The 20,483-nt window shown below is 71.2% G+C and carries 17 protein-coding genes; 5 read left to right on the top strand and 12 right to left on the bottom strand.

Going from position 1 to position 20,483, the window contains the following annotated elements; translation table 11 throughout:
* Positions 1-62 precede the first annotated feature (62 nt).
* The 4 genes from AB0B50_RS21950 to AB0B50_RS21965 form a co-directional block, all read right to left on the bottom strand.
* Positions 63-1,271, bottom strand: a complete 1,209-nt coding sequence (locus tag AB0B50_RS21950) for a S8 family serine peptidase (RefSeq protein WP_362334274.1) — start codon at positions 1,269-1,271, stop codon at positions 63-65.
* A 390-nt stretch (positions 1,272-1,661) separates the two neighbouring features.
* Positions 1,662-2,672 (bottom strand): CDP-alcohol phosphatidyltransferase family protein, encoded by a 1,011-nt coding sequence (locus AB0B50_RS21955; RefSeq protein WP_362334276.1) that lies wholly within the window; start codon positions 2,670-2,672, stop codon positions 1,662-1,664.
* A gap of 207 nt (positions 2,673-2,879) precedes the next feature.
* The gene (gene mgt, locus AB0B50_RS21960) at positions 2,880-4,097 is read right to left on the bottom strand and encodes a macrolide-inactivating glycosyltransferase (protein ID WP_362334279.1); all 1,218 of its coding nucleotides are present in this window, start codon (positions 4,095-4,097) and stop codon (positions 2,880-2,882) included.
* A 43-nt stretch (positions 4,098-4,140) separates the two neighbouring features.
* The gene (locus AB0B50_RS21965; protein WP_362334873.1) at positions 4,141-4,548 is read right to left on the bottom strand and encodes a MarR family winged helix-turn-helix transcriptional regulator; all 408 of its coding nucleotides are present in this window, start codon (positions 4,546-4,548) and stop codon (positions 4,141-4,143) included.
* A 168-nt stretch (positions 4,549-4,716) separates the two neighbouring features.
* On the opposite strand from AB0B50_RS21965, the gene AB0B50_RS21970 reads away from it, so the two are divergent.
* Entirely contained in the window at positions 4,717-5,814 is a 1,098-nt protein-coding gene (locus AB0B50_RS21970) for a hypothetical protein (protein ID WP_362334282.1), read from the top strand.
* Here AB0B50_RS21970 and AB0B50_RS21975 read toward each other — a convergent pair.
* Positions 5,769-7,253, bottom strand: coding sequence for an MFS transporter (locus tag AB0B50_RS21975; protein ID WP_362334285.1), 1,485 nt, complete (start codon positions 7,251-7,253; stop codon positions 5,769-5,771). The genes AB0B50_RS21970 and AB0B50_RS21975 overlap by 46 nt on opposite strands.
* A 230-nt stretch (positions 7,254-7,483) precedes the next feature.
* On the opposite strand from AB0B50_RS21975, the gene AB0B50_RS21980 reads away from it, so the two are divergent.
* On the top strand, positions 7,484-8,299 hold the full coding sequence (locus AB0B50_RS21980; protein WP_362334288.1) for a helix-turn-helix transcriptional regulator: 816 nt from the start codon (positions 7,484-7,486) through the stop codon (positions 8,297-8,299).
* Here AB0B50_RS21980 and AB0B50_RS21985 read toward each other — a convergent pair.
* The gene (locus AB0B50_RS21985) at positions 8,200-10,431 is read right to left on the bottom strand and encodes an MMPL family transporter (protein WP_362334291.1); all 2,232 of its coding nucleotides are present in this window, start codon (positions 10,429-10,431) and stop codon (positions 8,200-8,202) included. The genes AB0B50_RS21980 and AB0B50_RS21985 overlap by 100 nt on opposite strands.
* Positions 10,432-10,633: 202 nt before the next feature.
* Here AB0B50_RS21985 and AB0B50_RS21990 point away from each other — a divergent pair, with 202 nt between their 5' ends.
* Entirely contained in the window at positions 10,634-11,839 is a 1,206-nt protein-coding gene (locus AB0B50_RS21990) for a sensor histidine kinase (RefSeq protein WP_362334294.1), read from the top strand.
* A complete protein-coding gene (locus AB0B50_RS21995) occupies positions 11,836-12,552 on the top strand; it encodes a response regulator transcription factor (RefSeq protein ID WP_362334297.1) in 717 nt (238 codons plus the stop codon). Before AB0B50_RS21990 ends, AB0B50_RS21995 begins: the two co-directional genes overlap by 4 nt.
* Before the next feature lie 99 nt (positions 12,553-12,651).
* Here the strand turns inward: AB0B50_RS21995 and AB0B50_RS22000 are convergent, their stop codons facing one another.
* The 3 genes from AB0B50_RS22000 to AB0B50_RS22010 are packed head-to-tail and all read right to left on the bottom strand — an operon-like array spanning position 12,652 to position 15,754.
* A complete protein-coding gene (locus AB0B50_RS22000) occupies positions 12,652-13,998 on the bottom strand; it encodes a sugar ABC transporter substrate-binding protein (RefSeq protein WP_362334300.1) in 1,347 nt (448 codons plus the stop codon).
* Positions 13,998-14,831 (bottom strand): carbohydrate ABC transporter permease, encoded by an 834-nt coding sequence (locus AB0B50_RS22005; protein ID WP_362334876.1) that lies wholly within the window; start codon positions 14,829-14,831, stop codon positions 13,998-14,000. Before AB0B50_RS22005 ends, AB0B50_RS22000 begins: the two co-directional genes overlap by 1 nt.
* Positions 14,831-15,754, bottom strand: a complete 924-nt coding sequence (locus tag AB0B50_RS22010; RefSeq protein WP_362334879.1) for a sugar ABC transporter permease — start codon at positions 15,752-15,754, stop codon at positions 14,831-14,833. The genes AB0B50_RS22005 and AB0B50_RS22010 overlap by 1 nt, the downstream gene beginning before the upstream one ends.
* A gap of 215 nt (positions 15,755-15,969) precedes the next feature.
* Between AB0B50_RS22010 and AB0B50_RS22015 the strand changes: the two genes are divergently transcribed.
* A complete protein-coding gene (locus AB0B50_RS22015; protein ID WP_362334303.1) occupies positions 15,970-16,842 on the top strand; it encodes an aminoglycoside phosphotransferase family protein in 873 nt (290 codons plus the stop codon).
* Between the two features lie 101 nt (positions 16,843-16,943).
* On the opposite strand, the gene AB0B50_RS22020 is transcribed toward AB0B50_RS22015, so the two are convergent.
* The 3 genes from AB0B50_RS22020 to AB0B50_RS22030 all read right to left on the bottom strand — a co-directional run bounded on the left by AB0B50_RS22020 (position 16,944) and on the right by AB0B50_RS22030 (position 20,448).
* Entirely contained in the window at positions 16,944-17,654 is a 711-nt protein-coding gene (locus AB0B50_RS22020) for a 3'-5' exonuclease (protein ID WP_362334305.1), read from the bottom strand.
* 122 nt (positions 17,655-17,776) lie between these two features.
* Positions 17,777-19,018: an SAV2148 family HEPN domain-containing protein gene (locus tag AB0B50_RS22025; RefSeq protein WP_362334308.1), complete on the bottom strand. Its 1,242-nt coding sequence runs from the start codon at positions 19,016-19,018 to the stop codon at positions 17,777-17,779.
* 104 nt (positions 19,019-19,122) lie between these two features.
* Positions 19,123-20,448, bottom strand: a complete 1,326-nt coding sequence (locus AB0B50_RS22030; protein ID WP_362334312.1) for a copper amine oxidase — start codon at positions 20,446-20,448, stop codon at positions 19,123-19,125.
* Positions 20,449-20,483 lie beyond the last annotated feature (35 nt).

Here is a 20,483-nt window from a genome sequence, read left to right on the forward strand (position 1 = left end):
AGAGCGGCCGCCGTGCCCCGTGGGGGTGGGCACGACGGCCGCGGCTCAGGGGGGCGGCGAGATTACTCGACGACCTTCAGGAGCTTGTTGGGCGTGCCCTCGCTCGGGTTGGTGATCTTGTCCGGGGTCGCACCGTCGGTCAGCGCCTTGGCGACGTCCTCGGGCTTGGCGTCCGGGTGGGCGGCGACGTAGACGGCGGCGGCGCCCACGACGTGCGGGGTCGCCATCGACGTACCGGAGATGGTGTTGGTGGCGTCGTCACCGGTGTTCCAGTCGGACGTGATGTCCGAGCCGGGAGCGTAGATGTCCACGACGGAGCCGTAGTTGGAGAAGTCCGACTGCTCGTCGTCCTTGGTGGAGGAGGCGACCGTGATGGCCTCCTTCACGCGGGACGGGGAGCCCTGACCGGCGTCGGTCGACTCGTTGCCCGCGGCGACCGCGAAGGTCACGCCGGAGGCGATGGACTTCTTGACGGCCTCGTCGAGGGCTTCGTCGGCGCCGCCGCCGAGGCTCATGTTGGCGACGGACGGGCCCTGGTGGTTCTTGGTGACCCAGTCGATGCCCGCGACGACCTGCTCGGTGGTGCCCGAGCCGTTGTCGTCGAGCACGCGGACGGCGACGATCTTCGCCTTCTTGGCGACGCCGTGCGCCTCACCGGCGATGGTGCCGGCGACGTGCGTGCCGTGGCCGTTGCCGTCGTCGGCGTTGTCGTCGTTGTCGACGGCGTCGAAGCCGGAGGTGGCGCGGCCGCCGAAGTCCTTGTGGCTGACGCGGACACCGGTGTCGATGACGTACGCGGTGGCGCCCTCGCCCCCGGCGTCGGGGTAGGTGTACTTCTTGTCGCCCGCGGTGTCCTCCTGGTCGATGCGGTCCAGGCCCCACGACGGCGGGTTGTCCTGGGTGGCGTCGATGGTGAACTTCTTCGACTGGACGACCTTGCCGACGGCCGGGTCGGCGGCCAGGCGCTTGGCGTCGGTCTCGCTCAGACCCTTGGCCGAGAAGCCGTTGATGGCGGAGGAGTAGTTGCGCTTCAGCTCGCCGCCGTACTCCTTGGCGAGGTCGGACTTGGCGTCCTTGCTGGCCTTCTCGTCGAGCATCACGATGTAGCTGCCGGCGACGGCGCCCTTGGCGTCCAGGCCGTACACCTTGCCCTCGGCGGGGGTGGCCGCGCCGGCGAAGGAGGTCGCGAAGACGGTGACACCGACCGCGGTGGCGGCGGTGGCTATCGCGGCGGTGAGCTTCATCGTGCGGGCACGCTTGTGAGTTGCCATGAAGAGGGGTCTCCTCAGTGGTGTGTGGGGGGATGTGGGGGGTATTCAGCTGTCTTCCCAAGGGCCTGTCGTGACAACAAGTTCGTTGCGACACCCCTTGAGGGCCGGAAGATCTCCGGGTGTTGGGACGAAACCCTGTCTGATTGACGCGCGCAGATCAATACCTACATACAGCTGTGACTTGTTCAACAAGGTTCCGTAATAACAAACCGGACCCCGCCCGAAGGATCGGACATCTGGGGCCACAGCCACCCCAACTCCGGGTAACAGGAGGCACTTTGTGCCACATGAGCTGCGCCGGGCTCGACTGGGGAATCCAGTCGAGCCCGGCGCGTGGAAGAAGGATGCGGAACAGATACAAGACAGAGCGGGACGGAGAGAGGGTGCGGATTAAGCCGCCGCGACGACTTTCTGCTCCTCGAAGGAGTCGATCGTCCGCGTGAAGTCGCGCGTCGAGAGCAGCAGCTTGTAGATGATGGCGAGTTCGAAGACCAGAAGGAGCGCCCCGGAGACGATCGTCGCGGGCATCACCACGTCGAAGAGCGGGCCGATCATGAAGACGCCCATCTGGAACTCGATTCCGCTCACCAGGTGCGCGCGGATGCGGTGGCGCAGCAGGAACGAACGGACCCGCAGATAGGCGGGGAACTTCCGCCGGAACTCCTGGTGCAGATCGATCACCTGGGCCTTGGGCGCCGGTGCCGCCTCCCCGTCGGCACCGGCCTCCTCGGCGGGGCGCTCGGCGTGACCGGCCTCGCCCGCGGCGTAACCGGCCTCGCCCGCGGCCCTCTGCAGGTCCTGCTCGATGTCCGCCGAGGGGTTCTCCCGCAGCAGGTCCTCCATGAAGGCGAGCTCCGCCTCGTTCTGCGCGCGCTTCGCGGCCCGCATGCGCGCCTTGATCTGCTTGCGCATGGAGTGGCGGATCTTGAAGATCTCCAGCGAGTTGATGTACCGCAGGGTGTCGAGGGCCACGACGGCGAGCGCGAGCCAGATGTAGAGGGTGTCGCCGGTGCGGTGGTACTGGCCGCCCATCAGCGCGACGCCGCACACCATGACGCGGATCCGGTCGAAGACGAAGTCGAGCCACGCGCCGAACACCGAGCCCTGCCCGGTGAGCCGGGCGACCTTGCCGTCCATGCAGTCGAGGATGAAGCTGAGGTGGTAGATGACGGCACCGAGCGCGAGCCAACGCCACTCGCCGAGCGCGAAGCACGCGGCGGAGCCGAGGCCGAGGAGGAACGCGCCCCAGGTGATCTGGTTGGGCGTGATTCTCGTACGCATCGCGGTGAGCCGCACGAGTGGCGTGGCGACCGGGTCGACAAGCAACACGGTCCACCACGCGTCGCGCTTCTTCTGGGTGATGCGGCGCACCTCTGCGAGGGGCGGTATGTCTCGACGCATGGGGTCAACTTCCTGGCGTTCGGCGAAAGTTCACCTCACGCTAGGAAGGGGTTCGCGCAAGGAACAAGATCTCCCGCGTGCAACCTTTGACCGGGGGTAACGGTCAACCCTTCGGGACGAGTCAATGGCCCTTCCAGGACAGTGCCGCGTTACCAGAGCGTTACCGAATGACCGGGGCGTTACCGAAACACGTCACGGAGCGTTACGTCAGCCCCGCGCGGCCCGTGCCTTCGCCAGCTCCTCCTCGATGAGATCGGCCGCCATCTTGGTGCCGCCCTCGCCCGCCATCGAGGCCTGGATCTCGCCCAGCCTGCGGGCCACTTCGGGGTCCTGGGCCAGCGCGAGGACGGCCTCGCGCAACGTCTCGGCGGTGACGTCCGCCATCGGCACGTGCCGTGCGACGCCGAGCTCCTGGAGCATGTCGGCGTTGCCGAACTGGTCGACGGCCTGCGGCACGGCCACCATCGGCGTGGCGGTGGCGAGCCCTTCCTGACTGCCGCCCGCGCCGGCGTGCGTGATGAAGGCATCCGCCTTCTTCAGGACCGCCAACTGCGGGACCCAGTCACGCACTTCCACGTTCGCGGGTACGTCCCCGAGCTCGCCGGCGTCGACGTGCTTGCCGACCTGGAGCACCACGTGCCAGCCGGGCAGGTCACCGAAGGCACGGATGCACGCGCGGTAGAACTCGGGCTGCTTGGTGAAGGACGAGCCCAGCGAGACGAGCAGCACCTTCTCGGCGTCGGCGGGCCGCTCCCAGTCGCCCTGCGCGGTGCGGTCGCCCTGGCAGGCGCCGACGAAGGTGTGCACGCCCTCGTCCACCCGGTCGGCGTTCGGCTGCAGCGCCTTGGGGATCAGCACGAGGGAGCGGGGCGGGCGGCCGACGAAGGGGTCGGGGTGCTGGGTGATGCCGTTCTCCGCGAGCCACGCGGCGAAGCGGGCGTAATACGCCTGGCCGCGCTCGGTGGTCTTCAGCTCCGCGTACATCGGCTCGGCGACCTCCTCCTCGTACCCCTCCCAGGCCACCAGGTTCGGCGAGAGCGAGATCTCGGGGACGCCCCAGCGGCGGGCGAGGACGCGCGCCGGGTAGGAGGTGATGTCGTGCAGGACGAGTTCGGGCTCATCCCCCTCATAGGCGGCGGCGAGCTCGGGCAGGACCTGGATCGCGTCGGCGAGGAACGGCTCTATGTTGTCGATGAGTTCGGTCCCCCACGCCTCCGGGTCGTCGTCCGGCGAGGGCAGCGTCGTGGTGTAGAGCCGGGGCTCGGCGCCGGTCTCCGCGACCTTCTCCTCGAAGACGTGCGGAATGGCGTACGTGACGCGGTGGCCGCGGGCGACGAGCTCGCGGATCACTTCGAGGCTCGGGTTCACGTGCCCGTGGGCGGCGATCGAGAACATGGCGATATGGGCGGGCCGGGGTGAGATCATGACCGGACCTTAAGCGAGACGATACGTCTCGTGCAACTCGTCGCTACTCCGCGACCTCTCCCCCGGCTGCGGCCGCCGCCTCGTTGTAGCGCAGCAGATACTCGGCGAACCGCGACAGATCCGGCCCGCTCCACCCCTCCAGCCGCGCATGGAAGGCGACCCGACGGGCATCGGCGACCTGCGCGAGGACCTCACCGCCCCGGTCGGTGAGATGCAGTACGTGCACCCGGTGGTCGGTCGGGTCGAGGCGCCGCTCGACGAGTCCGGCCTTCTCCAGCGCCCCGACCTGCCTGCTGATCGTCGACTTGTCGAGCGTGTAGTGCGCGGCCAGATCCGTGGCCCGGCAGCCCCCTTGGTGCTCGAGATGACTGAGCAGCGTGAAGGACACGAGCGAGAGCTCGGGGTGCATCCGCGCGGCGGTGGCGCGCGCCCGCCGGGCGAACGCGGTCATCTCCCGCTGGATGATCTCGATGGACTCACCCCGGGCGCCCGGCCGGGACCCGTCTCGGTCGGTCACGTTTTCTCCCTCTCCACGAATGGTTGTAGAGTACAACACCGAAATCTGTTGTACATACCAACCATCCCCTGATCGCCGCCCACTCGACCACCGGAGAGAGCCATGTCCGCCACCGCGGCACCCGCCCCCGGACTGCGCGCCGCCCTGCGCCACGTCCTCGTCCACCTGGTCACGCCCCTGCTGATGTGCCTCGGCATGGGCCTCGCCTACATGGGCGCGTTCGTCACGCCCGAGCCGCACGACATGCCGATCGCCGTCGTCGGCTCCGGGCCGCAGACCCAGGTCCTCGCGCAGACCGTCGAGGACAAGGCGGGCGACGCGCTCGACGTACGTACCCTCGCCACCCGCGAGCAGGCGGTCGACGCGCTCAAGTCCCTGGACATAGCGGGCGCCTATCTCCCCGACGCGAAGGCGCCCGAACTCGTCGTGGCCTCCGCGGGCTCCGACATGAGCGCGATGGCGGCGCAGAAGATCTTCACACCCGTCGCGGCGAAGCAGGGCGTGCCCCTGAAGGTCACGGACGTGGCCACGCCGGTCGACGACGACCCCACGGGACAGGGCCTGTTCTTCCTGCTCGTCGCCGTGAGCATCGGCTCGTACGCGTCGGTGGCGGTGCTCGGCGCGGCCGGCGCCGGACTGCGGATGCGGGCCCGCGCGGGGCTCGTCGTGGGGGTCTCGCTCGCCGTCAGCCTGATCGGCGCGGCGCTCGCGGGGCCGATCTTCCACCTGGTGCACCAGGGCCTGTGGGGCGTGTGGGCGATGTGCTGGCTCTACTCGGCCGGTGTCCTGTTCATCGGCGTGGGCCTGCACACCTTCCTCAAGCGCTGGACGACGCTGGCGATGATGGTGCTCTTCGTGATGCTCAACTTCACGACGTCCGGCGGGCTCTTCAGGCCCGAACTGCAGAACGGCTTCTTCGGTTCACTGCACGCGTTCTGGAACGGCGCGGGCTTCGTCGAGGGCATCCGCAGCCACCTCTACTTCGGCGGTCACCAACTGGCCCAGCACGTCTGGACGTTGACGGGCTGGCTGGCGGTCGGCCTGCTGCTCGTCGGCGTGGCCGCGCTGTGGGAGCGACGGCAGCGGACCGCCGCCGTCCCCGCCGCGCGGCACGCGGCGGGTCGGGAGGCCGAGCGGGAGACCGGGCGCGAGGCTCAGGTGGAGATGGAGGAGGAGATGGAGGAGTCGGTGGCCGTCTGACGCCGCGCGGAGGAGTCGGTGGGTGTCCGGCGCCGTCCGACGGCGACCGCGAGCCCCGTCGCGGCGGCCGCCCCCGCCGCGACCGCGAAGGCCAGGTGCTGCCCCGCCAGGGCCGACCCGGCCGCCGAAGCGACCCCGGCGAGGACGGCGGGGCCGAGCCCGCTGCCGATCTGCAGGGCGGTGGCGGTCACCGCGGATGCCGCGCCCTGCCGGTCCTGCGGAACGCCTCGCAGACCGAGGACCGTGAGCGCGGGAAAGGCGAGGCCCTGCCCGACGCCGGTCGCCACGAGCCCCGCGAACACCGGCCACCAGTAGGCACTCTGAGGCCCCGTCAGGCACCAGAGCAGAACGCCGCCCCCGGTGAGCAACAGCCCTGCCGTGAGGACGGCTCGCACGCCGAACCGCTCCAGGAGCCGTCCGGTGAGCAGCGCCGTTGCGGTCACCGCCGCGCTCACCGGCAGCACGGCCCATCCGGACTCGGCCGGTGACATCCCTCGTACGTCCTGCAGATACAGGGGTACGAAGAACAGCGCGCCGTTGACGCAGAAGTAGAACGCCACCGCCGTGACCGCCGAGGTCCGCACGGTGCCGAGCCGCAGCAGCGGCCTGTCGAGCAGCGCGTCCCCGCCGCGCCGCCACCACAGCGCCCCCGCGGCCGCCGCACCGGCCAGCGCGGCGGCCGCGACAAGCCGTCCGGCACCGGGATGCGACAGCAGATCGATGCCGAGCACGACCAGGACGACCGTCGCCACCAGCGCCGTACCGCCCGCGGGGTCGATGCGGCGGGCGCGGTCCGGTGCGCCCGCCGGCAGCACGCGCACCGCGGCGCAGGCGGCGAGCAGGGCCGCGGCGCCCTGCACCGCGAAGACGAGGCGCCAGCCCGCCACCCCCGTGAGCACTCCGCCGAGGACCAGGCCCGCGCCGTAACTGCCCGCCTGCACCGAGGCGAAGACGCCGAGGGCGCGGGAGCGGGCGGGGCCCGCCGCGTAGAGGTCGGCGACCAGCGCGGTCGCCGCGGGGATGGTGATCGCCGCGCCCGCTCCCTGCACCGCGCGGCCCGCCGCGACCATCCAGAAGTCGGTGGCGGCCAGGGCGGGCACGGACCCCGCGGCGAGCGCGAGCAGCCCACCGGCCAGCACCCGGCGGCGCGGGAACCGGTCGGCGAGGGCTCCCCCGGCGAGCAGCAGCCCCGCGAAGGCGACCGCGTACCCGCTGACGGCCCAGGCCAGCAGATGCGGCGCCACCCCGAACTCCGCCCCGAGCGCCGGAAGCGCACTGTTCAGCACGGCAACGCCACCGGCATCCAGCCCGGCCGCGGCGCTCAGGACGAGCAGGGCGAGCAGGGGTGGTCGGGGCAAGGCCGTGGCGGACGAGAGGGAGTTCGGCGAGTTCGGGGAGTTCGGCGAGTTCGGCGAGTTCGGCGAGTTCGAGGTGCTCATGAGGGGCAGCCTCTGCCCGCTCTGCGGCTGTCACCAGACACCGGTGGGGGCACTCCCTGGTGGGGGTGGCCCTGCCGGGGCCACCCCCGGGGCTGGCCCCGGACGATCATGCCGACGGACACTGTTCCCATGACGGCACGTCAACCCCTCGCACATCGACCCCTCACACACCGGCCCCTCACACACCGGCCCCTCACACGTCGACCCTTCACACATCGGCCCCTCCCCTCATGACCACCCGGCCGACCGAACTCGCCCAGTTCCTGCGCACCCGGCGGGCTCGGCTCACCCCCGAGTGCGTCGGGCTGCCCCGGGGCGCCGGCCGCCGCCTCACGGGGCTGCGCCGGGCCGAGGTCGCGGCGCTCGCCGGGATCAGCCCGGAGTACTACACACGCCTCGAACAGGGGCGGCAACGGCGCCCGTCGCCGGAGGTCCTGGACGCCCTGGCGAGCGCGCTGCGCCTGGACGCGGACGGCCGCGGCCATCTGCACCGGATCACCTCCAGGCCCGAGGCGTCCGCACCGCCCGCCCCGGCCGAGGCACCGGAGGCGGCGCTCGACCTGCTGCGCGCGCTGACGGTGTGGCCCGCCTATCTGGTCGGCCCGATGCGCGACGTCCTCGCCTGGAACGAGGCGGCGGCCTGGCTCGTGACCGACTTCGGCGCGCTCCCGCCGCACCGCCGCAACCTCGCGTGGTTCGCCCTCTGCGACCCGAGGGCCCGTGAGCTGTACGCGGACTGGGAGACCGTCGCGCGCGGCAACGTGCACCGTCTGCGCAACGCCCTGGCCGGCCGCACGGACCACCAGCCGCTCCTCGCGGAACTCGCCCTGCACGGCGGCCAGTTGTTCACCGACGCCTGGAACGAGCACGAGGTGCGCGGCCCGAACACCGGCCACAAGCGCCTGAACCACCCCGAGGCGGGCCCGCTCACCCTCGCGTACACCGGCTATCTGCTGCCAGGACCCGAGCGGCTGGAGCTGGTCGCGATGACCGCCCCGCGGGGCAGCGCCGAACACGCGCTGCTGTGGTCCCGGTTCGGCTCCTGACCCGGCGTCCTGCCGGACCTGCGCGGCCACCACAGACCGCGGCCGAGGAGGGCGGCCAGGGCGGGCACGAGCACGAGGGAGAGCACGAGCGAGGACAGGACGATCCCCAGGCCGGTGGCGAAGCCGATCTCCTGGGTGGCGGGGCTCGCGGCCAGTCCCGCGAAGGAACCGGCGAGCACGATGCCGGCCGTGGCGATGGCTGGCGCGGTGTGCCGTACCGCTTCGGCCACCGCGTGCCGCGCCCCGACCGGCCGTTCCATCTCCTCCCTGATCCGGTCGGTGATCAGGATGTTGTAGTCGGTCCCGAGGGCGACGACGAAGAGGAAGAGCACCAGGGGCAGCGTGAACGAGACCCCGGGCCTGTCGAGGCCGTTCTGGAAGACCAGCGTGCTCGCGCCGAGCGTGGCCACGAACCCGAGCCCCACCGCGATCATCAGCACGACGGGGGCGAGCAGGGAGCGCAGCAGCAGGAAGAGGATCACGGCGATCAGCAGGGCCGCGACCGGGAACACCAGGCGCAGGTCCTTCTCCACCGCCGTCGAGATGTCGGCGTAGATCGCGGCCGTTCCCGTGACGTGCGCCTGCGTGCCGCGCGGCGCGGTTCGTGCGGCGGCGTCCCTGATGGGGCCCGCGACCAGGTCGCGCGCCTTCTGCGTGTCGGACTCGACGCTCAGGAACAGATCGACCCGCGCGGCGGTGCGGTCCTTGCTGAGCACCGGCTTGCCCACCTCGCCGACGCCCCGCGTCCCGGCGAGGGACCGGGTCATGCCGGTGAGTGAACTCTCCTCGATGTCACCGCCGTTCGTGCTGCGTACGTACACGGTGTGCGGGTCGGAGACTCCCGCGGGCAGGCTGCGGGAGATCTGCTCGGCGGTCCTGACGGCGGCGGTCTCCGGCAGGCCCTGCTGGTCGTAGCTCATCTTCATGCCGATCGCGCCCGCGCCGAGCGCGCCCAGCAGCACCAGGCTGCCGAGGACGTACCGCAGCGGCCGACGGCTCACCGCGCGCCCCAGGCGTGCGCCGACGCCGCCGGTGTGCTCCTTCTTCCAGGCGCGTGAGGGCCAGAACATGCCGCGTCCGAGCACGGCGAGGAGCGCGGGCATGAGCGTGAGGCTCGCGAGGAGCATCACGAGTACGGAGATCGCGATCGCGGGGCCGAGGACGCGGAACTGCCCGAAGCTCGCGAGGCCGAGGGTCGCGAAGGCCGCCACGATCGTCAGCGCCGCGGATGTGATCGCGCCGCCCACGCGCCCGGTCGTCTCGGCCGCCGCCGTCCGGGCGTCCTGCCCGGGGTGGTTCCGCAGCTGCTCCCGGAAGCGGAACATCAGAAAGAGGAAGTAGTCGATGCCGATGCCCAGCAGCACGACGCCGATCAGGGAGGGCGTGGACGGGTCGAGGCGGATGTCGAAGAGCTTCGCCGCGCCGACCACTGCTCCCGAGGCGACACCGCCGATCAGCGCCACGGCGACCAGCGGCACGAGGGCGGCCGCGGGACTGCGGAACACCAGGACGTTCAGGAGGACGATCAGGCCCATCGTCAGGCTGCCGATGACCTTCCCCGTCGTCTCCTCCGCGTCCGCGTTGTCCACGGTGGAGGCGATGCCGCCGGTGAATCCGACCCGCAGGTCGGCGCGGGCGAACTCGTCCTTCGCGGTGTCGCGAAAGTCCTTGTAGACGTCCTGCAGGCCGGGGTCGGCGGGATTTCCGTCGAGCGACACCGTGAGGAGCCGGAAACTCCGGTCCGGGGCCACGGCGCCCGGTGAGACCCGCGGCGTCTGGGAGTGGTCCCTCATCAGCCCCTCGGGCTCCGGCGCGACGATCCGCCGGTGGCCGAGGTCGGCCGCGGTGCCTTCGATCCGCCGCTGGTCGTCCGGGGTGAGCTTCCCGCCGTCCTCCCTGGCGACCAGCACGGTCAGGGCGTTGGCGTCGGGTTTGGTGCCGAACTTCTCCTCGGCGGTGCGCAGCGCCACGGCCGAGTCGTACTTCTTGGGCAGGAAGTCCCCGGCCTGGGAGTCGGTCACGTCGTACATCAGCGCTTGTCCCCCGAACGACAGCGCCGCTCCGAGGACGGTCCAGACGACGACCGTCAACCATCGATGTCGGGTGGAGAACGAGGTCAGCTTGCGGATCATGCCGACAGGTCATCACGCGGCTGCCCTCGGGCACGTCGGCCGCCGGAAGGGGACGCACACCGGACGCGGGTCCGGTGGTCCGGCGCGGGCAGTACTCCGGTACTGGGGGAAGAACCGCCGCCGCGCCGATCCGCGGCCCGGCGGGCCGGGATGTAATGGTGCGGCTCGTTCTGTTCCATCTGCTCGACTTGGAGGCGCCCGGATGGGTCGCGACTTCTTCCCTCCGGTACCTCCCACGGGCAGGGCACGGCCGACACCGGGCGACGTCCTGGTCGCCGTCGTCGCGGTGGGGCTCGACGTACTGGCCTACACCGCACCGGGCGAGGAGGGCACGGGGGCGCCCGTCACCGTGCCCGGTGTGCTGCTGGTCGTCTCCGGCCTGCTCCCGCTGCTCTTCCGGCGCCATCACCCCGTGGCGGCGCTCGGCGCGGTCCTCGCCGTGCAGTTGGCGGGCAACCTGGGTCTCGCCGTCGACCCGGGCACGCCGATGACCAACAGCTACGGCGGCGCCGTGGCGGTGGCGCTCTACACCGTGGCCCGGTACGGCGAACGGCGCGCCGTCGTGCTGGGCGTCGCGGCCACCGTGCCCGTGCAGTTGGTGCGGTACGGGCACAACGACGTTCCCTCCCTGGGGGTGGGCATCACCGACGTCCTGCTCACCCCGTGCCTCATCGTCGCCGTGGGGCTGGCCGTGCGGCAGTGGAAGCGGCAGCTGGACATCAACCGCAAGCTCCTCGCCGACCGCGCGGTGACCGAGGAGCGGCGCCGCATCGCACGGGAGCTCCACGACATCGTGGCCCACCACATCACCACCATGTACCTGATGTCCGGCGGGGCCAGGTCGACCCTGGACCGCGACCCCGATACGGCCCGCGAGGCCCTGGTGACCCTGGAGGAGTCGGGGCGCACCGCGCTGCGGGAGATGCGGCAGCTCCTCGGTGTGCTGCGCAGCACCGACGCCCCGGAGGAGACGCCGTCGGAGCCGCAGCCCGGGGTCGAGGGCATCGAGCGGCTCGTCGCCGAATCGACCGCCGCGGGCCTGCCGACCGAGTTCCACGTCACCGGGCGGCCACGCCCGCTGCCGATGACTGTCGGACTCACCCTCTACCGCATCGCCCAGGAGGCGTTGACCAACGCCCGCAAGCACGCGGGCCCCGCCCGGGCCACGGTGCGGCTCGCCTATCGGGAAGGCCGCGTCACCGTCGAGGTGACCGACGACGGCGCCGGGAACGGCAGGGCGCCCGAAGGGAGTGGCACGGGCGGCGGATACGGTCTGCTGGGCATGCGGGAACGCATCGCTCTGCACGACGGCTCCCTGCAGACCGGCAGCCGTGAGGAAGGCGGGTTCCGGGTGGCCGCGAGCGTGCCCCTGCCCGTGGCGTCGTACGAGAAGGACGGGACCCGATGACCTCTGAGACCGCTGCCGGGCCCGGGGGCGAGCCCGACGACATCACCGTGCTCATCGCGGACGACCAGCCGCTGGTGCGCCGCGGCCTGTCACTGATCCTGTTCTCGGACCCCGCGATCCGGGTCGTCGGCGAGGTCGGCGACGGCGAGCAGGCCGTCGCCGCGGCCCTCGAACTCCGCCCCGACGTGGTCCTGATGGACATCCGCATGCCGGTGCTCGACGGGGTCAGGGCCACCGAGCGCCTGACGGCCGAGCTGCCCCGGTGCCGGGTTCTCGCGCTCAGCACCTTCGACATGGACGAGCACGTGGTCGGGGCCCTGCGGGCGGGGGCCTCGGGCTTCCTGCCCAAGGACGTCTCGCCCGAGGAGCTGGTGGCGGCGCTGCGCACCGTCCACCGCGGTGAGGCCGCGGTCGCGCCGCGGCTGTTGACCCGGCTGATCGCCACGTTCGTGACCCCGGCCCCGGCTGCGCGGCCGGCGGCCGAGGACCTCTCCGGACTGACCCCGCGCGAGGTCGAGGTGCTCCGCCTGATCGCCTCGGGCCTGGACAACACGGAGATCGCGGGGCGCATGGACATCGGCGTCCAGACCGTGAAGAACCACGCCTCGGGCATCTTCGCGAAGCTGGGCGTCCGCGACCGGGCTCAGGCGGTCATCGCGGCGTACGAGTCGGGGCTCGTGCGGGCGGGACAGGGGAACGGGACCAGGCTCTGAACGCCCGGCGCGTTACCGGGCGCCCCGTCAGGGGCGCGGGGAACTGCGCGACCAGCCCCCACTGACCCGCAGGTCAATCACCGCACCCCGGCGAAGCGCTCACCGCTGATAGCGCGCGAGCACCAAGTTGCCGTCCTCCACCAGCCGTTTCCTCAGCTCGTCCAGGTCGATCGCCCCGCTGTAGTACTCCTGGAGCGCCGGGGTCGCGACCTTGTCCTTCCACTCCGGGTAGCCGCGGACGGACTGGGCGGGGGCCGAGCGCAGGTCCTTCGCGAGGGCCGTGCCCGCGGCCCAGTCGTCCTTCTTCGTGTGCAGCGCCGGGTCCTTGAGGGCCTCCTGGCCGGTCGGCAGCATCCAGTCGCCGCGCGCGAGCCTCACCATGTTCGCCGGCTGCAGGAAGAAGTCGATGAACTCGGCCGCCTCCTTCTTGTGCGGGCTGTCCTCGGAGACGGACAAGGTCTGCGGGCTGACGCCCTGCGCGAGGCCCTCCTTGCCCGCGGGGGCGGGCAGCACCTGCCAGTCGAAGCCCTCGGGGGCCTGCTGGACGATCTGCTGGCGGTACGAGAAGCCGAGCGGGACCATCGCGTATTTCCCGCCGAAGAAGCCGGGCAGGGTGTCCGATCCGCCCATGCCGAGCGTCGTTCCCGATGCGCTCTTGTCGACGTTGACCTGGTCGTGGACCGTGCGCGGCATGACCTCGTCGGCCGCCTCGAAACGGACGTCGACCTTGCCGTCCTCGCCGCGGTGGAACATCTGTCCGCCGGTCGACAAGGAGAGGTTGAGCGTCGCGGAGACCGGCTCCTTCAGCGGCCAGGCGACGCCGTACTTCCCGTCCGTGCCGTCGCCGAGCTCCTTGGTGATCTCCCTGAACTCCTGCCAGCTCCACGGCTTCTCGGGGGTCGGGATGCGGACGCCCGACTTCTTCAGCCACTTCGCGTTGGCGATCAGGACACGCGGCTCCTGCAGGAACGGCACGCCGTAGACCTTGTCCTTGAAGGTCGTCGTCTCCCAACTGCGCTGCGGGATGTCGGACTTCAGCCGCTCCGGGAGCAGCTCGGTGAGGTCCGCGAGATAGCCGCCGTACGCGAAGTCGGCGAGGTCGTCGGAGGCGTCGTGGATGATGTCCGGTGCCTCGCCGCCCTCGAAGGAGGTGAGCAGCTGGTCGTGGACGCTGTCCCAACTGCCCTGGACGTACTCGACCTCGACGTCGGGGTGGGTGGCGTTCCACTCCTTGACGAGCGCCTTGTTGGCGTCGACGGACTCCTTCTGCCAGGCCAGGGACTGGAACTGAAGGGTGATCTTCCCGTCGTCGTCACCGGAGTCGCCGCCGCTGCAGCCGCTCAGCAGCAGCGCGAGGGCGGTGGCGACAGCGGTGGCTGCCGACAGCCGTCGCGCGGCGGACAGCAGCGGTGCAGAGGACACCCGTGGTGTCGTACGCGTGCCCATCAGGCCTTCACCGCCCCCGCCAGCATGCCGCCCGTGATCCGCTTCTGGATGATCGCGAAGATGACCAGGGAGGGGATCGTCGCCAGGAACGCGGCCGCGGCGAGCGGTCCCAGGTCGGCGACGCCCTCCGAGCCGATGAAGCGGTTGAGGATGACCGGCAAGGTCTGCTTCTCCGGGGTCTTGAGCAGGACGAGCGCGAAGAAGAACTCGTTCCATGCGGTGATGAAGGCGAACATCGCCGTGGCCACGACGCCGGGCGCGAGCAGCGGCGCGACGACCGAGACGAACGTGCGCACCTTGCTCGCGCCGTCCACCGCCGCCGCCTCCTCCAGCTCGGCGGGCACCGCGCGGACGTATCCGACGAGCATCCAGAGCGCGAAGGGCAGCGACCAGACCACGTACACCATGATCAGGCCGAGCAGCGAGTTGATCAGGTGCAGGTTCTTCAGGATCAGGAACAGGGGGATGATGATCAGGACGAACGGGAACGCCTGGCTGACCACCACCCACCCGGTGGCCGCCTTCGCGAGGCGCGTGCGGTGACGCGCCATCACATACGCCATCGGGGTCGCGATGACCACCGCGATCAGCGCCGCGCTGAGCGCCGCGACCAGGGAGTTGCCCGCGGCCTGGAGGAGCGGCTGCTCGTCGAAGGCCTGGCGGAAGTTCTCCAGGGTCGGGTCCTCGGGGATCCAGGTGGGGTGCAGGCTGCCCAGTTCCCGCGCGGGCTTGAAGGCCGTGGAGATCAGCCAGAGGAACGGGAAGGCGAGAAAGACCAGATAGGCGGCGAGCGCGAGGTACTGCGCGGCGCGCGTCGTCTTCTTCGTACGCATCATGCCTCGTCGCCTCCCTTCAGGCGGCCCACGAGGTAGCAGGCGAGGATCACGGAGATCACGGCGACCATCACACAGCCCATGGCCGCGGCATAGCCGAACTGGCCGTAACGGAACGCCTCTTCGTAGGCGAAGAGCATGGGCAGGCGGGTGCGGCCGCCGGGGCCGCCCTGGGTGAGGACGTAGACCAGGGCGAAGGAGTTGAAGTTCCAGATGAAGTTGAGCGCCGAGATGGCGAGGGCGATCGGCTTGATCGCGGGCCAGGTGACGGTGCGGAAGCGGCGCCAGGCGCCCGCGCCGTCCATCGCGGCGGCCTCGTGCAGTTCGCGCGGGGTGTTCTGCAGGCCGGCGAGCAGCGCGACGGTGGTCTGCGGCATGCCCGCCCAGACACCGACGACGATCACCGCGAGGAGCGCGGTGGAGGTGCCGGTCAGCCAGTCCTTTCCTTCACCGAGGCCCAGGTTGGAGAGCGTCTCGTTCAGCACGCCCGCGTCCGGGTGGTAGACGAGCCGCCACATGATGCCGACGACGACCTCGGGCATCGCCCAGGGAATGATCGCCAGCGCCCGCGCCAGCCAGCGGAAACGCAGGTTCTGGTTGAGCAGGAGGGCGAGGCCGAGCGCGAGCAGGAACTGCGGCACGGTGACACCGAACGCCCAGAGCAGGCCGATCCGGAACGAGTCCCAGAACAGCGTGTCGTGCAGCAGGTCCTGGAAGTTGAGGGCGCCGACCCACTGCGTGGGCTCGGTACGGCCCGACTGGGAGTCGGTGAACGCCAGCGCGATGCCGTAGAGGAGCGGCCCCACGCTCAGGACGAGGATCGGGATCAGCGCGGGCAGCACGAGGAACCACGCGCCGTGGTCCGCGGGTCTGCGCTCCCGCGGGCCTCTCGCTGACCGCTTCGTCGCGGTCGCCAATGTCACGGAATCGGCTCCTTCGGGCGGCTCGGCGTTCTCATGGCAGTCCGCTGCGGTGCCGCGCCCCGAACGGGCCTCGGGCCCGGCCGCCCTGGCGGCCTCCGTCATCGTGCTGATGCGACCTTGATACGTCAAGCAGCCGCGCACCCCCTCACACGGCTGCTGGCCTGTGCCGATGCGAGACTGTGCGCGAACAGGGCAACGGGTGCGGGAGGCGAGCGATGGACGAGGCGCGGGCGCGGGACGTGCTGGACGCGGCAGGTCTGAAGGGCGCGGCGGGCGAGGCGGGCGGCGCGCGGCTGCTCGCGCTCGGCGAGAACGCGGTGTTCGCCGCCGGTGAGCTCGTCGTCAAGGTCGGCCGCGGAGCCCCTGAACTCCTGGACCGGGCGCGGCGCGAGCTGGACGTCGCGCAGTGGCTGGAACAGGCGGGCGTCCCCGCGGTACGGGCCGCCGAGCCCAAGGCCCGGCTCGTGGACGGTCATCCGGTGACGCTCTGGCACCGGCTTCCCGACGCCGTGCGGCCGGCCGAGCCGCGTGACCTCGCCGCGCTGCTCCGTCTCGTCCACGCACTGGAATCCCCCTCCTTCGAACTGCCGCGCCGTGAACTGCTCGGCGGGGTGGAGCGCTGGCTGCGGCTCGCGGGCGACGCGATCGATCCGGCCGACGCGGAGTACCTGCGGGAGCGGAGGGACGGCTTCGCCTCCGCCGCCGCGGCGTTGGTCCCGCGTCTTGCGCCGGGTCCGATCCATGGCGATGCGCTGCCGCGCAATGTCCTGGTCGGTCCGGACGGGCCCGTGCTCGTGGATCTGGAGACCTTCTCCTTCGACCTGCGGGAGCACGATCTGGTCGTCATGGCGCTGTCCCGTGATCGGTACGGGCTCTCGCCGGAGGCGTACGACGGATTCGTGTCGGAGTACGGGTGGGATGTGCGGGAGTGGGAGGGGTGCGCGGTGTTGCGGGGCGCCCGGGAGACCGCCAGCTGCGCGTGGGTCGCGCAGCACGCGGCCAGCAATCCGAAGGCCTTGGCGGAGTTCCGGCGCAGGGTGGCGTCCCTGCGGGACGGGGACGCCGAGGTGCGCTGGTATCCCTTCTGAACGTCTGAACGCCTGGTCCACCGGTGCCCGGCAGCGTTGGGCTGGGCCCACCCGTGCCGCCCCTGCGGCACGCCTGCCCACAGCGGTAGCAGCGGAGACTGTCAGCTCACCGTCCGGAGGGGCCACTCCCCCTCCACCACCGCCCCCTCGTTCCCCTTCTTCCGGAGGAAGTTCTGGAAGTCCGCCGCCCACTCCGCGTACCACCCGACCTGGCGGCGGTGCAGTTCCGCCGGGCCGAGGGCGGCGATCTTGGGGTGGCGGTCGGCTATCGCGCAGGCGAGACTCGCGGCGGCCTGGGCGTCGGCCGCTGCGTCGTGGGCGGACTCCAGAGCCACGCCGTACTCCTCGCAGACCGCCGCGAGGTTCCGCTTGCCCCTGCGGTAGCGGTCCACCGAGCGGTCGATCGTGTACGGATCGACGACCGGGCCCGGGTCGATGCCGCCGAGGCGGTCGCTCAGGGACGGCAGGCCGTGCCGCCGCAGCTCCGCGGAGAGCAGGCTCAGGTCGAAGACCGCGTTGTACGCGACGACCGGGACGCCCGACTGCCAGTACGAGGTCAGGACGTCCGCGAGGGCGTCCGCGACCTCGGCGGCGGGCCTGCCGTCGGCGGTCGCTCGCTCGTTCGTGATGCCGTGCACGGCCACCGCTTCGGCGGGGATCGGGACGCCCGGGTCCGCGAGCCAGGTGCGGCGGCCCAGCGTCTCGCCCGCCTTGACCTCGATCACCGCCCCCGTGACGATGCGTGCCTCGCCCGGGTCCGTCCCCGTGGTCTCCAGGTCGAAACCGATCAGCAGCTCCCGGTGCCAGCCCATGGCCGCCCCCTTCTTCGTGGTGCTTTCCCCCAGTGACCACCACGATCCCATGCGCCACTGACAATCCGAGGGCCGCCTTCCGGTTCACCCGCCCCCAGGCGTCCCGCGCGGGCCGCGGCAGGTCACGACACCGGCCGCGAGTCCGCCCACGCCAGCTCGAACTCCTCGCGGTACGTCGAGAAGAGCCCGCCCTCGCCCGAGTCGCCCGGCCGCACCACCCGGCCGCCGCCCCGCAACACGAGCACCGGCGCCTCCATCCCCCGGGTCCTGCGCAGATACGTCTGCACGACCGCGATGCCGTCCGCCCCGTCCCCGTCGACCAGGTACGCGGTGAAGCGCGGCGTCTCGTCGAAGACCTGGATCTCGAAGGCCCCCGGGTCGCGCAGGCGGGCCCGCACCCGGCGCATGTGCAGGATGTTCATCTCGACGGAGCGGCTCAACTCGCCCTTCTTGATGCCCAGTTCCCGCTCCCTGCGCTTGACCGCGCTGCTGGCCGGGTTGAGGAAGAGCAGCCGCACCCGGCAGCCGGACTCGGCTAGCCGGACGAGCCGGCGCCCGGAGAAGTTCTGCACGAGGAGGTTGAGGCCTATGCCGATCGCGTCGAGGCGGCGGGCGCCGCCGAAGAGGTCCTCGGCGGGGAACTGCCGCAGCAGCCGTACGCGGTCGGAGTGCACGCCGACCACGTCCGCGTACCGGTCACCGACGAGATCCTCGACGGCGTCGACGGGCAGGCGCCGCGCGGAGGGTGTGTCCGTGCCCGCGCCGAGTATGTCCAGGAGCCTGGCCGAGGCCCGTTCGGCCTGGGCAAGGACCGTCTCGGACAGGGCGCGGTTGCGGGAGACGACGTTGCGGGTGACCTCCAGCTCGTCCAGGGCCAGTTCGACGTCGCGCCGGTCGTCGAGGTAGGGCTCGAAGCACGGCCAGTGCTGCACCATCAGCTCGCGCAGCTGCGGCAGCGTGAGGAAGCTGAGGACGTTGTCGTCGGCCGGGTCGAGCAGATAGCCCTTGCGGCGGCTCACCTCGCGTACGGCGACGGCCCGCTGGACCCACTCCTGCCCGGCGGGGCCCGCGGCGGCGACGACCCAGTCGTCGGCGTGGACGGGTTCGTAGACGGGACGCAGAACAGCGGCCACGACAGCGCGCAGCCGCTGTTCCACCAGATTCAGCCAGATGTAGGCCCGCCCGGCGCGCTGCGCGCGCGTACGGACCTCGCGCCAGGCGTCGGCGTCCCAGTCCAGTTCGGGTCCGATCTGGGATCCCATCTCCATCGGCCGTGCCAGGGACACCGCTCCGGGTGGAACGTCCGCGGAGCTCCCCTCGTGACCCTCGTCACCAGGGGGCAGCTCCCGCCCACCCGAGCTCACCCGCGCACCCGCCTTCCGCTCCCCCGAGCACTCCCCCGGTCAACGATCAAGGAAGGGTACTCCGGGAGCGGCCGGCGGTGCAGCCCGATGGGAAGGGTGGTTTCTCAACCACCCAGCGGCGGCTGGCCGTTCTGGTTCGCGAGGTCCTGCGGAGTGAGCGGGCTCATAGCGGTGACGTCGCGCGCGGCGAGCGAGAAGCCCTGCCAGTGGACCGGCATGGGCTGCTGGTCCTCGTCACGGGCGATGTGGTGGAAGCCGATGTGCACCCAGGTGACCGGGTGCGTGAGGCTCTGGCCGTTCACCCACTTGTCGACGCTGTCCGGGGTGCCGTTGGGGCAGCCGGGGTTGTTGCTCGCGTACTGCTCGCACTTCTTGTACTGGGTGAAGTACACGTCGTGCTTGGTGAATTCCCGGCCTGCGTGCTTGTTGCTGGGGCCCGGCACGATCTCGTACGAACGGGGGTGGCCGTCCTTGTTCTTGCCGGCCCCGCTGACCACGCGCCACCAGCGCATGTCCTTGCGGTCGCCCGCGAGCTCCTTGGTGACCTTGGTGCGGGTGGTCTTGGTGGTCGGGCTGCCGTCGCCGGTGGGCGGGGTGACCTTGGAGTCGTACTGCTCGACCTTGGCCTTCGGGGAGCCGTCGAGGCCGAAGTTGAGCCGCCAGAAGACGTTGTGCGCGTGGCTCTCGGCCTTGGCCTGGTCGCCCTTGCCGATGGGCCAGCCGCGACTGTCGCCGCCGTCGTAGTCGTACGGGGAGAGGCTGCCCGTCGCGCCGACCTGGGAGGTGATGGTGCCGTCCGAGGAGAACCGCCACTCGGTGATGTACTCGTACCAGGAGGCCTTGTTCACGGTGTAGACGAGCAGGTCCTTGCCCTGGCCGGTGTAGACCTTGCCGGTGCCGCCGGTGGACTCGTCGTCGTTGAGGCGGTACGCGTGCCCACGCGCGCGCGTGGTGGTGCACAGGCCCTTCACGTTGCCCCGGTGCGGGACCTTGACGGTCTTGATGGTGCCGCCGGGACACTCGCCGGGGTTGAGGTTCTGCAGGGCCTGGCCGAAGTCGGTGCCGGTGACGTCGTCGTACTCGGCCTCGCCGTCGTCGTAGGGGACATGAACCTGCGCGAGGCGGGCACTGGTGAGGACGGGTATCGGCTTGGCCTCGCCCTTCGGCTGATAGCTGATCTTGTCGAGGATCAGGCCGGAGAGGGTGTTGTAGTGCCAGCACATGCGCCAGGTCGTGCCGCCGTCGACGGTCTGCTCGATCTTGTAGGCGTCGCTGCAGTCGGCCGCGGCCGCGGGGGCCTTGGGAGGAGCGGCTCGGGGGGTGGCGGAGGCGGGACCCGCGGTGGTCATGACGGTGCCGCCGAGGAGCGCGGAGACCGCGAGGGCCATGGTGACCCTCTTGCGGGCGCGCGAAAGTCTGTTGACGTGCATTGCGGAGTGAACTCCCTCGTACGAGGAGAAGTTGA

This window comes from Streptomyces sp. NPDC041068, assembly GCF_040647455.1.
Taxonomy (GTDB): Bacteria; Actinomycetota; Actinomycetes; order Streptomycetales; family Streptomycetaceae; genus Streptomyces.